Origin of the sequence: Halomonas sp. Mc5H-6, assembly GCF_024124705.1 — a bacterium.
In the GTDB taxonomy this organism is placed as follows: domain Bacteria; phylum Pseudomonadota; class Gammaproteobacteria; order Pseudomonadales; family Halomonadaceae; genus Vreelandella; species Vreelandella subterranea.
Genome location: NZ_JAMXSI010000016.1, coordinates 1 through 17,058, shown reverse-complemented (window position 1 = coordinate 17,058; position 17,058 = coordinate 1). Strand labels below are relative to the sequence as shown.

At 60.7% G+C, this 17,058-nt stretch carries 16 protein-coding genes; 5 read left to right on the top strand and 11 right to left on the bottom strand.

The window, feature by feature from the left end; genetic code table 11:
- Positions 1–129: 129 nt before the first annotated feature.
- The 5 genes from NH395_RS16695 to dksA all read right to left on the bottom strand — a co-directional run bounded on the left by NH395_RS16695 (position 130) and on the right by dksA (position 6,027).
- On the bottom strand, positions 130–1,518 hold the full coding sequence (locus NH395_RS16695) for a sigma-54 dependent transcriptional regulator (protein ID WP_253026468.1): 1,389 nt from the start codon (positions 1,516–1,518) through the stop codon (positions 130–132).
- Complete coding sequence (locus NH395_RS16690; protein WP_253026466.1) at positions 1,511–4,444, bottom strand: ATP-binding protein; 2,934 nt, start codon at positions 4,442–4,444, stop codon at positions 1,511–1,513. Before NH395_RS16690 ends, NH395_RS16695 begins: the two co-directional genes overlap by 8 nt.
- Positions 4,434–4,610 (bottom strand): hypothetical protein, encoded by a 177-nt coding sequence (locus NH395_RS16685; RefSeq protein WP_175474715.1) that lies wholly within the window; start codon positions 4,608–4,610, stop codon positions 4,434–4,436. The genes NH395_RS16690 and NH395_RS16685 overlap by 11 nt, the downstream gene beginning before the upstream one ends.
- 1 nt (position 4,611) lies before the next feature.
- Positions 4,612–5,511 carry a tRNA glutamyl-Q(34) synthetase GluQRS gene (gene gluQRS, locus NH395_RS16680; RefSeq protein WP_253026464.1) on the bottom strand — a complete coding sequence of 300 codons (900 nt, stop codon included), beginning with the start codon at positions 5,509–5,511 and terminating at the stop codon, positions 4,612–4,614.
- Positions 5,512–5,589: 78 nt separating this feature from the next.
- A complete protein-coding gene (gene dksA / locus NH395_RS16675; RefSeq protein WP_066316091.1) occupies positions 5,590–6,027 on the bottom strand; it encodes an RNA polymerase-binding protein DksA in 438 nt (145 codons plus the stop codon).
- A gap of 185 nt (positions 6,028–6,212) precedes the next feature.
- Here dksA and NH395_RS16670 point away from each other — a divergent pair, with 185 nt between their 5' ends.
- On the top strand, positions 6,213–7,373 hold the full coding sequence (locus tag NH395_RS16670) for an aminotransferase class I/II-fold pyridoxal phosphate-dependent enzyme (RefSeq protein ID WP_253026462.1): 1,161 nt from the start codon (positions 6,213–6,215) through the stop codon (positions 7,371–7,373).
- Positions 7,370–8,161 (top strand): DNA/RNA nuclease SfsA, encoded by a 792-nt coding sequence (gene sfsA, locus NH395_RS16665; protein WP_253026460.1) that lies wholly within the window; start codon positions 7,370–7,372, stop codon positions 8,159–8,161. Before NH395_RS16670 ends, sfsA begins: the two co-directional genes overlap by 4 nt.
- On the opposite strand, the gene metW is transcribed toward sfsA, so the two are convergent.
- The 5 genes from metW to NH395_RS16640 all read right to left on the bottom strand — a co-directional run bounded on the left by metW (position 8,108) and on the right by NH395_RS16640 (position 12,192).
- Positions 8,108–8,701: a methionine biosynthesis protein MetW gene (metW, locus tag NH395_RS16660; protein WP_066316286.1), complete on the bottom strand. Its 594-nt coding sequence runs from the start codon at positions 8,699–8,701 to the stop codon at positions 8,108–8,110. The two genes, sfsA and metW, sit on opposite strands and share 54 nt — an antisense overlap.
- Positions 8,701–9,897 carry a homoserine O-acetyltransferase gene (locus tag NH395_RS16655; protein ID WP_253026458.1) on the bottom strand — a complete coding sequence of 399 codons (1,197 nt, stop codon included), beginning with the start codon at positions 9,895–9,897 and terminating at the stop codon, positions 8,701–8,703. The genes metW and NH395_RS16655 overlap by 1 nt, the downstream gene beginning before the upstream one ends.
- A 53-nt stretch (positions 9,898–9,950) precedes the next feature.
- Entirely contained in the window at positions 9,951–10,544 is a 594-nt protein-coding gene (locus NH395_RS16650) for a YggT family protein (protein WP_066316083.1), read from the bottom strand.
- 29 nt (positions 10,545–10,573) lie between these two features.
- A complete protein-coding gene (gene proC / locus NH395_RS16645; protein WP_253026456.1) occupies positions 10,574–11,398 on the bottom strand; it encodes a pyrroline-5-carboxylate reductase in 825 nt (274 codons plus the stop codon).
- Between the two features lie 89 nt (positions 11,399–11,487).
- The gene (locus tag NH395_RS16640) at positions 11,488–12,192 is read right to left on the bottom strand and encodes a YggS family pyridoxal phosphate-dependent enzyme (RefSeq protein WP_253026454.1); all 705 of its coding nucleotides are present in this window, start codon (positions 12,190–12,192) and stop codon (positions 11,488–11,490) included.
- Between the two features lie 33 nt (positions 12,193–12,225).
- On the opposite strand from NH395_RS16640, the gene NH395_RS16635 reads away from it, so the two are divergent.
- On the top strand, positions 12,226–13,269 hold the full coding sequence (locus NH395_RS16635) for a type IV pilus twitching motility protein PilT (protein WP_253026452.1): 1,044 nt from the start codon (positions 12,226–12,228) through the stop codon (positions 13,267–13,269).
- Positions 13,270–13,272: 3 nt separating this feature from the next.
- On the top strand, positions 13,273–14,442 hold the full coding sequence (locus tag NH395_RS16630) for a PilT/PilU family type 4a pilus ATPase (protein WP_253026450.1): 1,170 nt from the start codon (positions 13,273–13,275) through the stop codon (positions 14,440–14,442).
- Between the two features lie 8 nt (positions 14,443–14,450).
- Here NH395_RS16630 and NH395_RS16625 read toward each other — a convergent pair whose 3' ends face one another.
- Entirely contained in the window at positions 14,451–15,581 is a 1,131-nt protein-coding gene (locus NH395_RS16625) for an anhydro-N-acetylmuramic acid kinase (protein ID WP_253026448.1), read from the bottom strand.
- 114 nt (positions 15,582–15,695) lie between these two features.
- Here NH395_RS16625 and tyrS point away from each other — a divergent pair, with 114 nt between their 5' ends.
- Positions 15,696–16,895 carry a tyrosine--tRNA ligase gene (gene tyrS / locus NH395_RS16620; protein ID WP_253026446.1) on the top strand — a complete coding sequence of 400 codons (1,200 nt, stop codon included), beginning with the start codon at positions 15,696–15,698 and terminating at the stop codon, positions 16,893–16,895.
- Positions 16,896–17,058: the final 163 nt, after the last annotated feature.

Sequence of the window (17,058 nt, the reverse complement as noted above, 5' to 3'; positions counted from 1 at the left end):
GAATGAAGTGTTACCCGCTTTGAGCCGTCTTTCGTGTGGGAAGGTAACAGTATGCGGGTAACGAATTTCGTGGATATTTCTTTGATAAATCAGTGTATTAGACGTTAGTTGTAGGTGCGATGGCGCTGTTCAGCTAGGGCGGCGTGCCGTCTTCTTGCGCGGTATGCCCAGCCGCTGGCGCCGCTCCCATAGGTTTTTGCGGCTGATCCCCAGCTTCTGTGCCAGCTCGGTCTCACTCATCTGGTCCTGGTGCTCAAGTACAAAGTGTTGGAAATAGTCTTCCAATGACAGGTCATCGTCTTCGGTGCCGGGTTGAAGCGTGTCGGCGCTGGCGGCTGAAGGAGGGGGGCTGGCCGCTGGTGTCGGGCGATGGGAAACGGGGGCAAGCCCCAGGTCGTCGGGGTGGATCAAATGGCCTTCGGCCAGAATGACGCCGCGTTCCAGGGCATTTTCCAGCTCACGCACGTTGCCGGGCCAGGGATAGTCACGCAGCTCATGGCGTGCCGCCCGGGATAGGCGCAGCCCTTGGCGATCGTGTCGCTTGCAGGCCTTGTCGAGCAGGATGTCGGCGATTTCCAGCACGTCGTCTTCGCGCTCACGCAACGGCGGCAGCTCGATCTGCATGACATTCAGCCGGTAGTACAGATCCAGGCGAAATTCGCCGCTCTTGGAGAGCGCGCGCAGATCGCGGTGGGTCGCGGCGATCAGGCGGACATCCACATGGCGGGTTTCCACCGAGCCGATTTTGCGAATTTCGCCTTCCTGGAGCACGCGCAGCAGCCGTGCTTGAGCGTCGAGGGGGAGCTCGCCAATTTCGTCCAGAAATAGCGTGCCGCCATCGGCGGCTTCGACCAGCCCGGTACGCGCGGCGCTGGCGCCGGTGAAGGCGCCTTTTTCATGGCCAAACAGCTCTGACTCGATCAGTGTTTCCGGGATGGCCGCGCAGTTGACGCATATCAGCGGGGCCTTGGCCCGTTTGCTTTGTTGATGCAGGGCGCGGGCGACGAGTTCCTTGCCGGTGCCGGACTCCCCAAGGATGAGCACCGTGACATCGGCGGGCGCGGTTTTGCGAATGCGGGTGTAGACCTGCTGCATGGCCACGCAGTTGCCGATCATGGTTTGTCGGCCGCCCCCGTCATCGGTGATGTCGGGCGGCGGGCTGTGCTGCATCGACTGCTGGTGAAGAATCCGCGCAACGGTTTCCAGGAGCTCTGCGTGGTCAAACGGTTTGGCAACGTAGTCCACCGCGCCCTGTTTGAGGGAGTCGACCGCCGAGCGCATGCTGGCATAGCTGGTCATGATCAGAACCGGCGCTGGCGCGGCGGCCTGGATCAGGTGGGTTCCCGGCTCGCCGGGCAGGCGCAGGTCGCTGATAATCAGATCAAAGTCGGCCAGATCGAGTGTTTCGGCCTCTTCGGCACTGCCCGCTTCGCTGACCTCATAGTCGTGGCGCTCGAGCAGACGTCTGAGTGCACTGCGAATAATGGCTTCATCTTCAACAATCAGAATCCTAGACATGGGGCAGCTGATCATCCTGTTGGAAAAGCGGTAGCCACAGGGTTATGGCCGTACCGCGAGATGTTCCGGGCGGTGGCGATGCCACCTCAATTCTGCCGTGATGCTCATTGATAATCTGGTAGGCCAGTGATAACCCGAGCCCAGTGCCTTCCCCGGCTGCTTTGGTGGTGGTGAAGGGCTCAAACAGGTGGTCACGTACCTTGGGGTCAATACCCTGACCGTCGTCGGTCACACACCACCATGCCTGATCAGCCTGCTTGCCTGCCGTGATGTGCACGCTGCCCTCTGGGCTGCAGGCATCCCGCGCGTTGCCCAGTAGATTTACCATCACCTGGGTCAGGCGCTGGGCGTCCCCTTGCACCACCAACGCGTCCGTACACTCATTGGTAAAGATGACATCCTCGCCCGAGCGGGCCAGGTGGATCAAGTGCAAGGCATCGTCGGTGATCGTTCTTAGCACGACGGGCGAGCGAGGCAGCCCGGGCGAATCGCGCCCGGCATGGGCAAAACCGACCAGCGAATTGACGATCTTGGTGACCCGCTCGGTCAACTGTTGAATATGATCGGCGGTTTCCAGCAAGGCGGGATCCTGGGTGTCATAACGCAGGTTTTGCGCCAGCGACGAGATGCCGGTAATCGGATTGCCTATTTCATGGGCCACGCCCGCCGCCAGTTGGCCGATGGAAGCGAGGCGAGCGGCGTGAACCAGCTCGTCCTCCAGCCACTTCATCTCGGTGTGGTCTTCTACCAGAATGACGCTGCCACCGCGACTGTCGTTGCCGCTCAGGTCGGCCTTGTGCAGCGTCAGGAAGTAGTCTTTGTCGTGGAGCCTTACAGCCTGTTTGTACAGCGGTGACGGCCCTTCGTTGAGTACGCTACCCAGCAGCCATGGCCAGGGGGCAGGCAGGCTGTCCCGGCGCGAGCCGATCACGCTTTCCCCACTGATGCCGGAAAGCTGCGAAAGCGCCTGATTCCACATCACCAGCTCTTCGTCGTCGCCGAGGACGCAAAGCCCGACGGGCAGGTAAGCCAGCGTTTGGCGATGGTGGCGGCGCAGCCCATCGAGCTCCCTGGCAAGCCCCGTGAGCCGCGAGCGATAGGCTTCCAGGCGGCTTTCCACGAAATGGATGTCATCGGTAATCGGCGCATCGTCGTGGCGGTAGGGCAGGTAACGGTCGACGATATCCCGCGCCACTGAAGGGCCCATCAAGCCGGAAAGGTTTGCCTGGATACGGTCACGCAGGCGGCGCAGTGCGTAGGGGCGGCGCTCCTGATGAGTCAGGTTGAGTGCCTTGAGCGCACGGTCGACTTCACGGTGAGCCGCTTCATCGCCCAGTGCCTGGGCCAGGTGGGTAGAGAAGTCACTCGCCGTAGCGGCTTCCAGCGGCAGGCGTTTCGAGCGAATGACCGCATCCACCGAGCAGGCCTCGGCCGCCGATTTTTCACCTTCCGAGGTGCGGGTGAACAGCGACACGACGATCAGCAGCAGGATGTTGAGCGATTGAGACAGCAAGGTGACGCTATACCAGATGGGCGCATCCGTGGGTGTCAGCGGTGTCAATGGCAGTGTAGGCGGGGTATAGCCCGCCACAAGGGGCAGCCATAGCCCCCAGAGCCAGACGCCAACGCCCCCGATCAGGCCAGCCACCATGCCCTTGCGGTTGGCACCCGGCCAATAGAGCAGCGCCAGCATGCCTGGCAAACACTGGGCCATGCCGATGAAGGCGGCGAGCCCCAGGCTGGTCAGCGGGTGATGACGGCCAACCCACTGATAAAACAGCCAGCCGCTTAAAATAACCCCGATCACCAGCCCACGGCGCAGCCATAGCAGCCAGCCGTAGAGGTCGCTACGCGCTTCGGGGGGCCTGGCCACCAACACGATGTGGTTGAGTACCATCCCCGAGAGCGCCAGTGCGATTAGCATCATGGTGCCGCTGGCGGCCGCCAGGCCGCCGATAAACGCCAGCGCCCCGACCCACCAGTGCTCGCTCAATGCATAGGCGGCGTAGGCGGTGAAGGGGAGCGTCTCGTTGACCGACTGCGCAGCCCACCAGATAAGCGGGACGGGTAAGGCCATCAGCAGTAAAAATAGCGGCAAGGTCCAGCTTGCCTGCAGCAGCGTCTGCGGCGACAGGCTTTCCGCAAAGGTGATATGAAACAAATGCGGCATCATGAAGGCGGCGGCAAAAAACAATAGCAGCAGGGTGCGCCATTGGGCGGGATCAAAACGGGCGGTGCGCGCCTGGGCAAGGTAGCCGGGGCCTTCGAGCCATGCCTGCAGGTCGCCAGGGCCACTGAACACAAACCACAATGCCACGGCACCCAGCCCCAGCATGGCCAGCAGTTTGACGACCGATTCGATCGCCATGGTGCTCAACAAGCTGTTGTGACGGCTATGCACATGACTGTGTCGCGCCCCGAGCATCACCGCCAAGGCGGCGATGGCCGCGCAAAATGTAAGCGCCATGACAGGCCCAGCCTGGCTCTGGGTGAAAAGATTGACGGCCTCGCTCATGGTTTTGACCTGAATGCCCAGCAATGGCAACACCGCGAGCAGGCTGACCAGGGTTACCAGAGTGCCCGCCCAGCGGGAGCGAAAACGAAAGGCGAACAGATCCGCCAGTGAGGCGAGTTGATAGGTACGGGTGATTCGTTGAATGGGGACCAGCAGCACCGGGGCAAGCAGAAAGGCACCGGCGGCCCCCAGGTAGTAGGCGAGATAGCCAAAGCCAACATTAGCCGCCAATTCGACGCTGCCATAAATCGCCCAGGCGCTGGCATAAACGCCCAAAGCCAGGGTGTAGACGGCAGGATGACGGCTGATGCGCAGCGGTATCCAGCCCCTTTCCACCGCCAGGGCGCAGCCCAGCAGAAGGGCAAGATAGCCCAGGCCGAGAAGCAGCGCGCCAAGGACCTCAACGCTCATCCAGTTTCCTCTTCTGTTCAAGCCACAGTGTCAGGGCAATCAGCCCGCCCCAGATGACAAAGGGCCGATACCAGGCCACGCTCGGGTCGCTCCAGCCATCCATCAGCAGGGGGGAGAGCAGGTAGCCGCCGAAGACCAGAAACAGCATGATGCGGTAAACGTACATGTCAGGGCTCCTGTGGCAATTCGCGCTGCGCTGACGGTGACAGTCGCTCGACCGACCAATGTGTCACCCCCCAGTCTAACTGAGTGGTCACCGGCGCTTGGGCAAGGTCATCGGGCGGCGCCTGGTCAAGCGCCTGCAGCGCCCGAAACAGCTGGTGGCGTATGGCGCTCGGCGCCTCGGCCAGCGCCGGTGCAAGGTTCTGCTTGGAAAGCTTTTGGCCCTGGGATGTCACCACCAAGGGTAAATGCAGGTAACGGGGCTCGGGAACTGCCAGTGCCACTTGCAGCTGGCGCTGCCAGGGCGTGTTGTCGAGCAGGTCAAAGCCTCTGACAACGTCCGTTATGCCCTGCTCGGCGTCGTCGACAACCACCGCCAGTTGATATGCCCAGAGAGCATCTTTGCGTTTGAGGACGACGTCCCCCAGTGTTTCAGGGTCGAACTGCTGCCAGCCAAACAGGCGGTCGTGCCATTGCACCGGGCGCTTCCCTAGGTCGCTGCGCAGCCGCCAGGCGACCGGCTGGGCGGGATCACTTAGCCCCGTGCGACACCAGCCAGGATAGACCGGATATGCCTGCCACTGTTTGCGCGAACAGCTGCAAGGGTAGGCCAGCCCCTGGTCGGCGAGGGTATCGAGCGCCTGCTGATAGGCAGCGTGGCGGTCATGCTGCCAGCGAACGGCCTCGTCCCAGTGAAGGCCAAACGCTTCCAACTGGCGCAAAATGATGCTGTCGGTGCCTGACGGGCAGCGTGGCGGGTCGATATCTTCAATGCGTACCAGCCAATCGCCGCCCGCCGCGCGGGCGTCCAAGTAACTGCCCAGGGCTGCCACCAGCGAGCCAAAATGCAGAGGCCCTGACGGCGTGGGGGCGAACCGCCCACGATAGCGAGTTGGTTGCGTCATCGAAGCCTTCCAGAAACCAAAACGGGCACCACAGGGTGCCCGCATTCCACAATAGCATACAGGTCGATTCTTCCTGGCTTAGCCGCCGAGTTGCTTCTCCTTGAGCTCGGCCAGGGTCTTGCAGTCGACGCATAGCGTGGCGGTCGGGCGCGCTTCAAGGCGGCGAATACCAATCTCGACCCCGCAGGCTTCGCAGAAGCCGTAATCGTCTTCGTCGATCTTCTCGATGGTTTCGTTAATTTTCTTGAGCAGCTTACGCTCGCGGTCCCGGGTGCGCAGCTCAAGGCTGAAACCTTCTTCCTGGGTCGCCCGATCGGCCGGATCGGCGTAGTTGTTAGCATCTTCCTGCAGGTGGCGTACGGTACGGTCCACCTCTTCCATGAGGTCCTGTTTCCAATCCAACAGCAGCTGGCGGAAGTGCGCCAGCTGTTGGTCATTCATATATTCTTCACCCGTTGCCGGCTCATACGGTGTGAAGGGCTTGGACGCTTCCGGTTTTTTTTCCGCTACTGGCATGGGAGTGCCCCCTACGTATGTGACTACTGATCGACCATGAGCGTGTGTCACGATCTCACGCCAAAGGGATGCTTGTTTAGCTGAAAATTTGCTGTGTTGCAAGCATAATAGAATGCTTTCTATCATGAACTTGCCTCCAGTGCGACCAAGCTCATGTTTTTACTACCGCTAGGTAAGGAGCCGTTATGGCCTGGAATTCACGGGTGAATCATGTCGCACCTTTTCGTGTGATGCATCTACTGGAAATGGCTCAGGCGCGTGAGGCAGCGGGCCATGATGTGATTCACCTCGAAGTCGGGGAACCGGATTTCGCGACCCCCGCGCCAGTGGTGGCCGCGGGTCAGCAAGCATTGGCGACAGGCAAAACCCGCTACACGCCTGCCGCTGGCCTGCCCGCATTGCGCGAGGCGATTGCCGGTCACTACGCGGAGCACTTCAATGCCTCGGTAGACCCCGCGCGGATTCTGGTCACACCCGGCGCTTCGGGGGCGCTGTTGCTGGCCAGCCAGCTACTGGTCGAGACGGGCGATCGGGTCATGATGGCCGATCCCAACTACCCGTGTAATCGCCATTTCATGGCCCTGGCCGGTGCCGACGTCGATGCTATCCCGGTCGGTCGTGACAGCGGCTGGCAATTGGACGCTGCGCTGGTCGAGCGGTACTGGCAACCCCATACGCGGCTGGCGATGCTGGCATCGCCTTCCAACCCGACCGGCCATACGTTGAGTGTCGATGCGTTGAAAGCGGTGTTCAAGGCGGTGGCCGAACGCGGCGGCGAGGTGCTGGTGGATGAGATCTATCAGGGGCTGAATTACGACGACGCGCCTCTTTCAGCAACGTCGCTGTCTGACGACGCCTTTGTGGTCAACAGCTTTTCCAAATACTTCGGCATGACAGGCTGGCGCCTGGGCTGGCTGGTGGCCCCTGAGCGTGCGATCGAGCCGCTCACCAGGCTTGCCCAGAACGTGTTTCTTGCCGCCCCAACGCCTTCCCAGCACGCTGCATTGGCCGCCTTTACCCCCGAGTGTCGCGACATTCTCGAGACTCAGCGGGCGACGCTCAAGCAGCGTCGTCAGGTATTGCTTGAGGGCTTGGCGCAGTTAGGGCTGGCGCCGGATCTGCCGCCCCAGGGGGCGTTTTATCTGTGGCTGGACATTTCCCGCTATAGTCGTGACAGCCAGGATTTTTGCGAACGGCTGCTGCGTGAGGAGAACGTGGCGATCACCCCCGGCATCGATTTTGCCGTACAGGGCGGCGAGCATCATGTGCGTATTGCCTTCACCAACGACGTCGAGCGGCTGGAAGACGCCGTGGTGCGCATTACCCGCTTTGTGAGCCGTCTATGAGCCTTACCTACCAGGGCTTGGTGCCGGGTACCTTGCTGCGCCGCTACAAGCGCTTTCTGGCCGATGTGCGCCTGGACGACGGCCGGGACGTCGTCGCTCACTGCCCCAATACCGGCTCGATGAAGGCGGTCAATGTGCCTGGCTGCCGGGTATGGCTGTCGCCAAGCGATAATCCGAAACGCAAGCTGGCCTGGACCTGGGAATGGATCGAGTTGCCGCAGCCGGATGGCACGGCGGCGCTGGCCTCGGTGCATACCGGGCGCGCCAATCGCATTGTGGAGGCGGCCATCGAGGCCGGTGATATCACGCCGCTGGCGGGGTATCCAACGCTCAGGCGCGAGGTGAAAGTGGCCGACGCGCGGTTGGATTTTCGCCTGGACGACCCTGACCGTGGCGCCGTCTACATCGAAGTGAAGCAGGTGACGCTAAAAGAAACCGACGGCCACGGTTACTTTCCCGATTCGGTCAGCGTGCGCGGCGCCAAGCATCTGCGCTCGCTGCAGGCGTTAGCCGAGCAGGGTGAGCGGGCGGTGCTGCTGTTTTGCGTGGCTCATGAGGGCATTGGCGATGTGGCCCCTGCCGCGCATATCGACCCGGCTTACGCGGCTGCAATGGCGGAAGCGGCCAGCGCAGGCGTCGAGGTGTTGGCATACGGGATAGACGTGCAGTTGGCGGCCGCCAAGCCCGCGTCAGTGCGCCTGACGCGGGCCTTGCCGATACGCTGGCCGTTGCCCTCAGCGGCGACGTACGCGGAAAATGGCGATTTCACCGAACAGGTTGGGCCATAGCCTAGACGTCCAGTGCCCGCGGTGGTCACCCACGCCCACGGCGCGATCCACAATCACCATGCCTTTTTCACGGCACAGGTGCTCAAAGTCGTTGAAGGTGGAGAGATGAATGTTGGGAGTGTCGTACCAGGCGTGGGGCAGCGACTTGGAAACCGGCATGTAGCCGCGCAGGCCCAGGTGAATACGGTGACGCCAGTAGGCAAAGTTGGGAAACGTGATGATGCCCTCTTCGGCAACGCGCAGCATTTCATCGAGCATTTTATCGGGGCGACGCAGGGCCTGCAGGGCCTGGGTCATGATCACCTGATCGTAGCTGTTGTCGCAGAAGCTGCCCAGGCCATCGTCAAGGTTATGCTCGATGACATTGACGCCGCGGGCCACGCAGCCGGTAATGCCGTCGTGATCGATTTCAAGGCCGTAACCGGTCACGCCTTTGTGCTGGGCCAGCGCTTCGAGCAGTACACCATCACCGCAGGCCAGGTCCAGCACGTGCGCGCCCTCGGGGACCCAGTCGTAGATCAGTTCCAGATCAGCGCGCATCATGGTGTCTCCTCTGCATCAGGATGAGCGAGGTTAAGCTCGCGGGCCGCGCGATTCATGAAAGCACCGAATACCGCTTCGTAGCGGGGCTCGGGTAACAAGAACGCGTCGTGGCCATGGGGCGAGTCGATATTGGCGTAGCTCACCGGTTTGCCCGCACGCGTGAGGGCGTCGACCAACTCCCGAGAGCGTGGCGGCGGAAAGCGCCAGTCGGTGGTGAAGCTGACGATCAGGAACGGGCACTGTGCCGGGGCGAGGGCGTTGGCGAGATCCCCGCCCTGGGTGGACGCCGGGTCGAAGTAATCCAGCGCCTTGGTCATCAGCAGGTAGGTGTTGGCGTCAAAGGCGGTGGAAAACGTATCACCCTGATAGCGCAGGTAGGATTCCACCTGGAATTCGACCCCGAAGCCGAAGTTCAGGTCGTTGCTGCGCAGGTCACGGCCGAACTTGCTGCCCATGGCGTCTTCGGAAAGGTAGGTGATATGGCCCACCATACGGGCCAGCTTCAGCCCACGCTTGGGCACGGTATTATGCTCGGCGTACCAGCCGTCAAAAAAATCCGGGTCGGAGCGGATCGCCTGACGCGCGACTTCATTGAAGGCAATGTTCTGCGCCGACAGGCGTGGCGTCGCGGCGATGACCACTGCATTGGCCACCCGGTCAGGGTAGGTCATTGTCCACTCCAGCACCTGCATGCCCCCAAGGCTGCCACCCACCGCTGCTGCCCAGCGCTCGATCCCCAGCTGGTCGGCCAGGCGAGCCTGGCTGGCCACCCAGTCACTCACCGTGACCATGGGGAAGTCGGGGCCCCACTGGCGCCCGGTGTCAGGGTTGTGGCTCACCGGGCCGGTGCTGCCGTGGCAGCCGCCCAGGTTGTTCAGGGACACGACGAAAAAGCGGTTGGTGTCGATAGCTTTGCCGGGGCCGATATGGGCGTCCCACCAGCCGGGCTTGCGGTCTTCCTGACTGTGATAGCCGGCCGCGTGGTGGTGGCCTGAGAGCGCATGGCAGATCAGTACCGCGTTGCTACGCTCGGCGTTAAGAGTGCCGTAGGTCTCGTAAATCAACTCGTACTCGGGCAATACCTTGCCGCAGGCGAGCGAAAGGGGCGTGTCGAATTTGGCGACATTCGGAGTGACCAGCCCGACGGAATTCGTCGGCCGGTCCTCAAAAGCAAGCGTGTCTGAATCGGGCATCGAAAGCGTTAGTCCTGCTGAGTCAGTCGTCGTAAATAAGCCAGTGCCAGTGATTACAGGCCGACCAGGGCGCCGGAAATGCCGGCCGCGCGAATCAGTGAGCCCACCAGTAGCCCGTCCACCAGGTTAATGGCGATAAATACCACAATGGGGGATAGGTCAATCATGCCCAGCGGCGGGATGACCTTGCGTACCGGGGCCATGATGGGCTCGACCAACTGCATGATTAACAGCGCGCCTGGATGACTGGCGTTGGGGGCGACCCAGCTCAGAATGATCATCACGATCAAGGCGAAGAAGTAAATCTTCAGGATGGCGTTGGCCAGGGCGGCGATACCGGCGATCAGTAGCCCTGTTACAGGGGGCATGCCCACGCCAATCACCATGAAAATCGCAATAATGCTGATGACCTTGAGGACAAACCCGGCCGCCAGGGTGGCAAGATCGAAGCGACCGGCGACCGGCCCCAAGAAACCCTGGAAAAGCCCCACGGCTGGCTGGGTAATCTTGACGACCGTCTGGCTCATGGGGTTGTAATAGTCGGCCCTTGATGCCTGCAATAAAAATCGCAGCATGAGTAAAAACAGATAAATATTGATCAGCGAGTTAACCAGCATTAACCCGGCGCTGCCCAATTCGTTGCCCATGGCTATTTCTCCTATAAAATCCGCGTTGTTTAGTGGCCGCTCAGTTCCTTGGACATGGCTTGGGCACGCTTGGCGCAGGCCTGCATCGCATCAGCGATTGTCGTCCTGAGCTTTGCATCTTCCATGTGCTGAATCGCCTGCTCGGTGGTGCCGCCGGGCGACATGACATTCTGTTTGAGTGTTGCCGGGTCTTTATCGCTTTGTTGTGCCATGGTGGCGGCACCCAAGGCGGTTTGAATCGCCAGGCGGCGCGCCGTATCGGCGGGAAGGCCGAGCTCGACGGCGGCGTCTTCCATGGCTTCCAGCATCAGGAAGAAATACGCCGGTGCGCTGCCTGAGACCGCTGTCACCGCGTCCAGCAAGGCTTCTTCCGCGACCCATTCGACGATGCCCACCGCTTCCATGAGCTGAGTCGCTATATCGCGTTGGGCATCGCTGACCCGCGCATTAGCATACAGGCCACTGGCACCGCGGCCTACCAGAGACGGTGTATTTGGCATGCAGCGAACCACAGCGTTACCCCCGCCCAGCCATTGGTCAATGGTGGCTGCGTCCAGGCCAGCAGCGATGGAAATGATCAGAGGGCTGCGCTGTTGAACGGTGTCGCTGAGCGCTTCGCATACGTCGCGCATGATCTGTGGCTTAACAGCCAGCACCAGGACGTCGGTCTGGCTCGCGGCGGCGTTGTTATCGGTTTGCGTCTGGATGTTCAGGCGTGTACGTAGCGCCTCGAGTTCGCTTTCCTGAGGCGCAGTGGCCGTGATGTCGTCAGGCGTGACACCGCTGTCGATCAGGCCGCCAATGATGGCGCTTGCCATATTGCCTGCGCCAATGAAGGTGATCTTGTTCGTCATGGGGGTATCCTCTGTTGAAAAAGGCGGCGTTGAGCCGCGTGATTTCATTCGCCTGGGTAAATGCGTTCCCGGTTGGCTCGATGGTTCGTTCAGGTGGTATTCCGCGCACCAAAAATCGCCGTCCCTAAACGTACCAGTGTGGCACCTTCCAGCACAGCCGCTTCCAGGTCGTCGCTCATGCCCATGGAAAGCGTATCAAGCGGCGTATCGGGCAGTGCCTTCTGTAACGCTGACAAAAGCTTGTGCATCTCGGCCAGAGGCTGACGCTGGGCCGCCAGGCTTTCTGCCGGGGCCGGGATCGCCATCAGGCCCCGCAGCTTGAGGCCGGGTAGCGCGGCGACCTCCTGGGCAAGGGCTTCCACGTCTTCTGGCATGACGCCTGATTTTGAGGGCTCGCGGCTGATATTGACCTGTAAGCAAACGTTGAGTGGGGCCAAATGGGGAGGGCGCTGTTCGCTAAGCCGCTTGGCAATTTTCAGGCGGTCAATGGTGTGCAGCCAGGCGAAATTTTCGGCAACGGCGCGCGTTTTATTCGATTGAAGAGGGCCAATGAAATGCCACACAAGATCGTCCAGGTCGGCCAGCTCTGCCTGCTTGTCCAACGCTTCCTGCAGATAGTTTTCACCAAACTCACGCTGACCAAGCGCGCTTGCCTGGCGAATCATCGAGGCCGGCTTGGTTTTGCTTACGGCCAGCAGCGAGGCATCATTAACCGGGCGGCCAGCGTCAATGAGGGCGCGCTCTAGGCGCTGACGCGCGCTGGCTAGTGACGCTGGAAGCGCGTTATCTGTCATACTCAGGCACCTTACCGCAGCTGGGGAAGAAAGATGGATATTACCGAACTGCTGGCATTCTCGGCAAAGCAGAATGCATCCGACCTGCACTTATCCGCTGGCTTGCCACCCATGATACGGGTTGATGGCGATATCCGTCGGCTGAATGTACCTGCCATGGATAACAGTGCCGTGCGCCAGTTGATTCACGACATCATGAACGATCGTCAGCGCCGCGACTACGAAGAACATCTCGAAGTCGACTTCTCTTTCGAAGTGCCGGGCGTGGCGCGTTTTCGAGTCAACGCCTTTAATCAGGCTCGCGGGGCCGGCGCGGTATTCCGCACCATTCCCAATCAGGTGCTATCGATGCAGGCCCTGGGGTTGGGCGAAGTGTTCGAGCGCCTTTCCATGCTGCCGCGCGGTCTGGTGTTGGTGACCGGGCCAACCGGTTCGGGGAAAAGTACCACCCTTGCGGCGATGATCGATTACATCAACGATCATCGCTATGAGCACATTCTCACCATCGAAGACCCGGTTGAGTTCGTGCATGCCAGCAAGCGCTGCCTGATTAATCAGCGGGAAGTCCATCGTGACACACACGGCTTTGCGGAGGCGTTGCGCAGTGCGCTGCGCGAAGACCCGGATGTGATCCTGGTGGGAGAGCTGCGCGACCAGGAAACCATCCGCCTGGCATTAACGGCGGCAGAGACCGGTCACCTGGTGCTCGGGACGCTGCATACCACGTCAGCGGCCAAGACCATTGACCGGATTATTGATGTCTTCCCCGGCGAAGAGAAGGCCATGGTGCGTTCGATGCTGTCTGAGTCGCTGCAGGCGGTAGTCGCTCAGGTACTATTGAAGCGCCAGGGAGGCGGCCGCGTGGCGGCCCATGAAATTCTGATCGCGACCTCAGCGGTGCGCAATCTGATTCGTGAAGACAAGGTGGCGCAGATCTTCTCGGCGATTCAAACCGGCGGCAACCTGGGTATGCAAACGCTGGACGCTGCCCTGTCGCAACTGGTCAACGATGGCCATGTCGGCATGGAAGACGCCCAGGCACTGGCCAAGGGCACCCTGGCTTCCCGGGAGACGTAACCGATGGCGAATAACGACGCCTCAACGCTGACGCCTGGCCAGTGGCTACACCAGTTGCTGGACATCATGGTGACGCAGCAAGCCTCAGACCTGCTCATTTCAACGGGTGCGCCGCCCAGCCTCAAGATGCCCAACGGGCTGGTTCCCCTGGGCCAAAAGCCGTTGAGTGAACATCAGGTAAGCGAGCTGGTAACTCACACCGTGCCCGACGGGTTGCGCGAGCGTTTCAGGCAACAGCGCGAGGCGAACTTTGCGCTGGGATTTGCAGATAAGGGGCGCTTTCGCGTTAGTGCCTTCCAGCAGCGAAACCAGCCTGCCATGGTGATACGCCGTATCGAGCAGCACATTCCCACCCTGGAAACCCTGGGGGTGCCCACGGCGCTTGCCTCGCTCGCCAATGCCAAACGGGGGCTGGTATTGGTGGTGGGGGGCACGGGGACCGGAAAATCCACCACTCTGGCGGCGATGGTGCAGGAGCGTAATGAAACGGTCGGTGGGCACATCATCAGTATTGAAGATCCGATCGAGTACCTGCACCCGCACAAGCGCGCCATCGTTAACCAGCGTGAAGTGGGCATTGATACCGAGTCGTTCGAAGTAGCGCTCCAGAACACCCTGCGCCAAGCCCCTGATGTGATCCTGATCGGTGAGATACGCAGCCGTGAAACCATGGAACACGCGTTGACGTTCGCTGAGACAGGCCATCTCTGTCTGGCCACCTTGCACGCCAACAATGCCAATCAGGCGTTGGAGCGAATCATTCACTTCTTCCCGCATGAACGCCATGAGCAGATATGGATGGATCTTTCCCTTAATCTCCGTGCGGTGGTGGCTCAACAGCTGTTGCCCAGCCTTAACGGTGGGCGTTGTGCGGCGGTTGAGGTCATGCTGCAGTCGTCACGGCTTGCCGATCTGATTCGTAAAGGCAGGGTCGACGAGATTAAAGCAGCCATGGCGGCGTCCCGGGATGACGGCATGCAGACCTTCGACCAAGCGCTCTTCGATCTTTGCCAGGCCTCGCAGATCAGCCAGGAGGTGGCGCTTGCCCACGCGGACTCCGCCAATGACTTGCGCCTCATGCTGAAGCTTGAGGGTGGGCAGGCGGCCCCGCGTTCATTGGACGAGCGTGTTCCGGAACAGTGGGCCCTGCGCGATCGCGATGATGCCTGGTGACGATGATGCTAGGGTGCGTAAATGCCGCCAAGGACGCGTGGCCCTCTGGCGCCGGTCACCGTAGGGACATTGCCGGGAAGCTGGTGCAGGCGCTGGTGGGCCAGCCAGGCAAAGGCACCTGCCTCGATCCAGTCTTCCGGCCAGCCGTAGGCCGACGGTGACGCAAAGTCGGCAAGGGGTAGGTGAGCGGCCAGTCTTGCCATCAGGTCAGCGTTATGCGCGCCACCCCCGCAGGTGATTACCGTGATGCCTTGGTGAATGAGAGGTAGCTGCTGGATGCCTTGTGCAACGCTGATCGCCGTGAGCTCGGCAAGCGTTGCCTGAACGTCACAAGGTGCTTCGTTACCGGCCAGGTGATGCTCCAGCCATGGCAGATGAAATAGCTCACGCCCCGTACTACGTGGGGGTGCCTGTTGAAAGAAAGGAGCTTCCAGCAGACGTTCCAGCAAACCTGGCTCCACCCTTCCGCTGGCTGCCCATGCCCCGTTCTGATCGAAACGGCCGCCCTTGTGCTTTGAGAACCAGGCATCCAGCAACACATTTGCAGGCCCCGTATCGAAGCCCGTCACGGGCGTTTCCGCGTTGCTGGGCAGCCACGTCAGGTTGGCAAAACCGCCCAGGTTCAAGATGAGCTGTTCGCCTTCCTGGCGTCCAAACAGCGCCTGATGAAAGGCGGGTGCCAGCGGCGCCGCCTGCCCGCCTGCTGCCAGGTCACGGCGGCGAAAATCAGCCACAACGGTGCAGCCGGTCAACTCCGCCAGCAGGCTGGGATTATCCAACTGGTGTGTGTAGGCCGGGCCGCCAGTATGGCCGCCTGGGGCGTGCTCAATGGTCTGCCCGTGGCTGCCTACCGCCTGGATCTGTTCAGGCGAAAGTTGCTGTGCGGTTAGCAGGGCGTTCACTGCCTTGGCTTGCAGTCGGCAAAAGGCGTCTTCGGCGGCGGCCAATTCGGCAAAGCTCACTTCTTGTGCATGGCAAAGATGCAGCAGCTGCTTATGCAGTGCGTCTGGCATCGCGACGGCAGTCGCCCCCAGCAGTTCTGGCGGCGTATCGCGGCCAATCGCCACCAGGGCGGCGTCAATGCCGTCAAGGCTGGTGCCTGACATCAGGCCAATATAATAATGTGGTGCAGATTTCATAAGACGACCCATACGAAGCGCGTTAAGGCTCAACCAATACCCGTGAGCATGGTAACATCGCCCACAATTTATTATCCGAACGCCAATAAGGCGATGCTTACGTGGAGAAAAGCAATGAGTGAGGTGGATCAGGCGCTAGCGTTGCTGTCGCGGGGGACCTATGAAATCCTGGTGGAGGATGAACTGCGCGAAAAGCTGGCCTCTGGCCGTACGCTGCGTATCAAGGCAGGTTTCGATCCCACGGCCCCCGATCTACATTTAGGGCACAGTGTCCTGCTGACCAAGATGCGCCAGTTCCAGGACCTGGGCCACACCGTTATCTTCCTCATCGGCGATTTCACCGGCCGTATTGGTGACCCCACCGGTAAAAGCGTGACCCGCAAACCGCTGACCGAAGCCGACGTTAAGGCCAATGCCGATACCTACAGGGAACAAGTATTTAAAATCCTTGATCCCGATAAAACCGAGGTGCGCTTTAACGCTGAATGGTTTAGCGACCTGACCGCCGCCAAGATGATCGAGCTGGCAGCGCAGAGTACCGTTGCGCGTATGCTCGAGCGCGATGACTTTGAAAAACGCTACAAGGCCAATCAGTCGATCGCCATCCACGAATTTCTCTACCCGCTGGTACAGGGCTACGACTCGGTCGCGTTAGACGCGGATGTCGAATTAGGCGGTACCGATCAGAAGTTCAACCTGCTGATGGGCCGGGAGATTCAAAAGCATTTCGGTCAGCAACCGCAGGTGGTCATCACCATGCCGCTGCTTGAGGGTTTGGACGGCGTGCAGAAGATGTCCAAGTCGCTGGGTAACTATGTGGGTGTCGATGAAACGCCCGGTTCCATGTTCAACAAGCTGGTTTCCATGCCGGATACCCTGATCTGGCGCTATTTTGATTTACTGTCGCTGAAGTCGAACGAAGAAATCGAAGCGCTCAAGCAGAGCGTTGAGCAGGGCGCAAACCCGCGCGATGTCAAGATGGAGCTGGCGCGTGAGCTGATAGCGCGCTACCACGGCGACGAAGCTGCCGCCAACGCCCATCGATCAGCGGGTAATCAGTTGGCTGACGGCGAGCTGCCAGAAGACCTTCCCGAAGTGGAAGTCGACTTTGAAGGGGGGAGTGAAGCGCCGATCGCTGCGGTTCTCAACCGTTCGGGGTTGACCAAGAACAGCGCCCAGGCGAAAGACATGCTCAAAAATGGCAGTGTCAAAGTGGATGGCGAGGCTGTGGCGCAAGACACCATGCTGACAACCGGCAAGGCTTACGTTATCCAGGCAGGCAAGAAACGTTACGCCCGTGTGACACTGCGCTAATTTTTTTCGCACGCCCCTTGCGTCCCCGCCAGCAACACCGTAAAGTACGCATCCGCTGCCGGGGACGCCCAGCGTTGCCAGCGGTGGATGAGGTGTAAAACCTCAGGTTTGTCAGCAGGTTAGGCAAGCGAGCGTGGTTACTGTGTCATGTTACGCCGCCTCG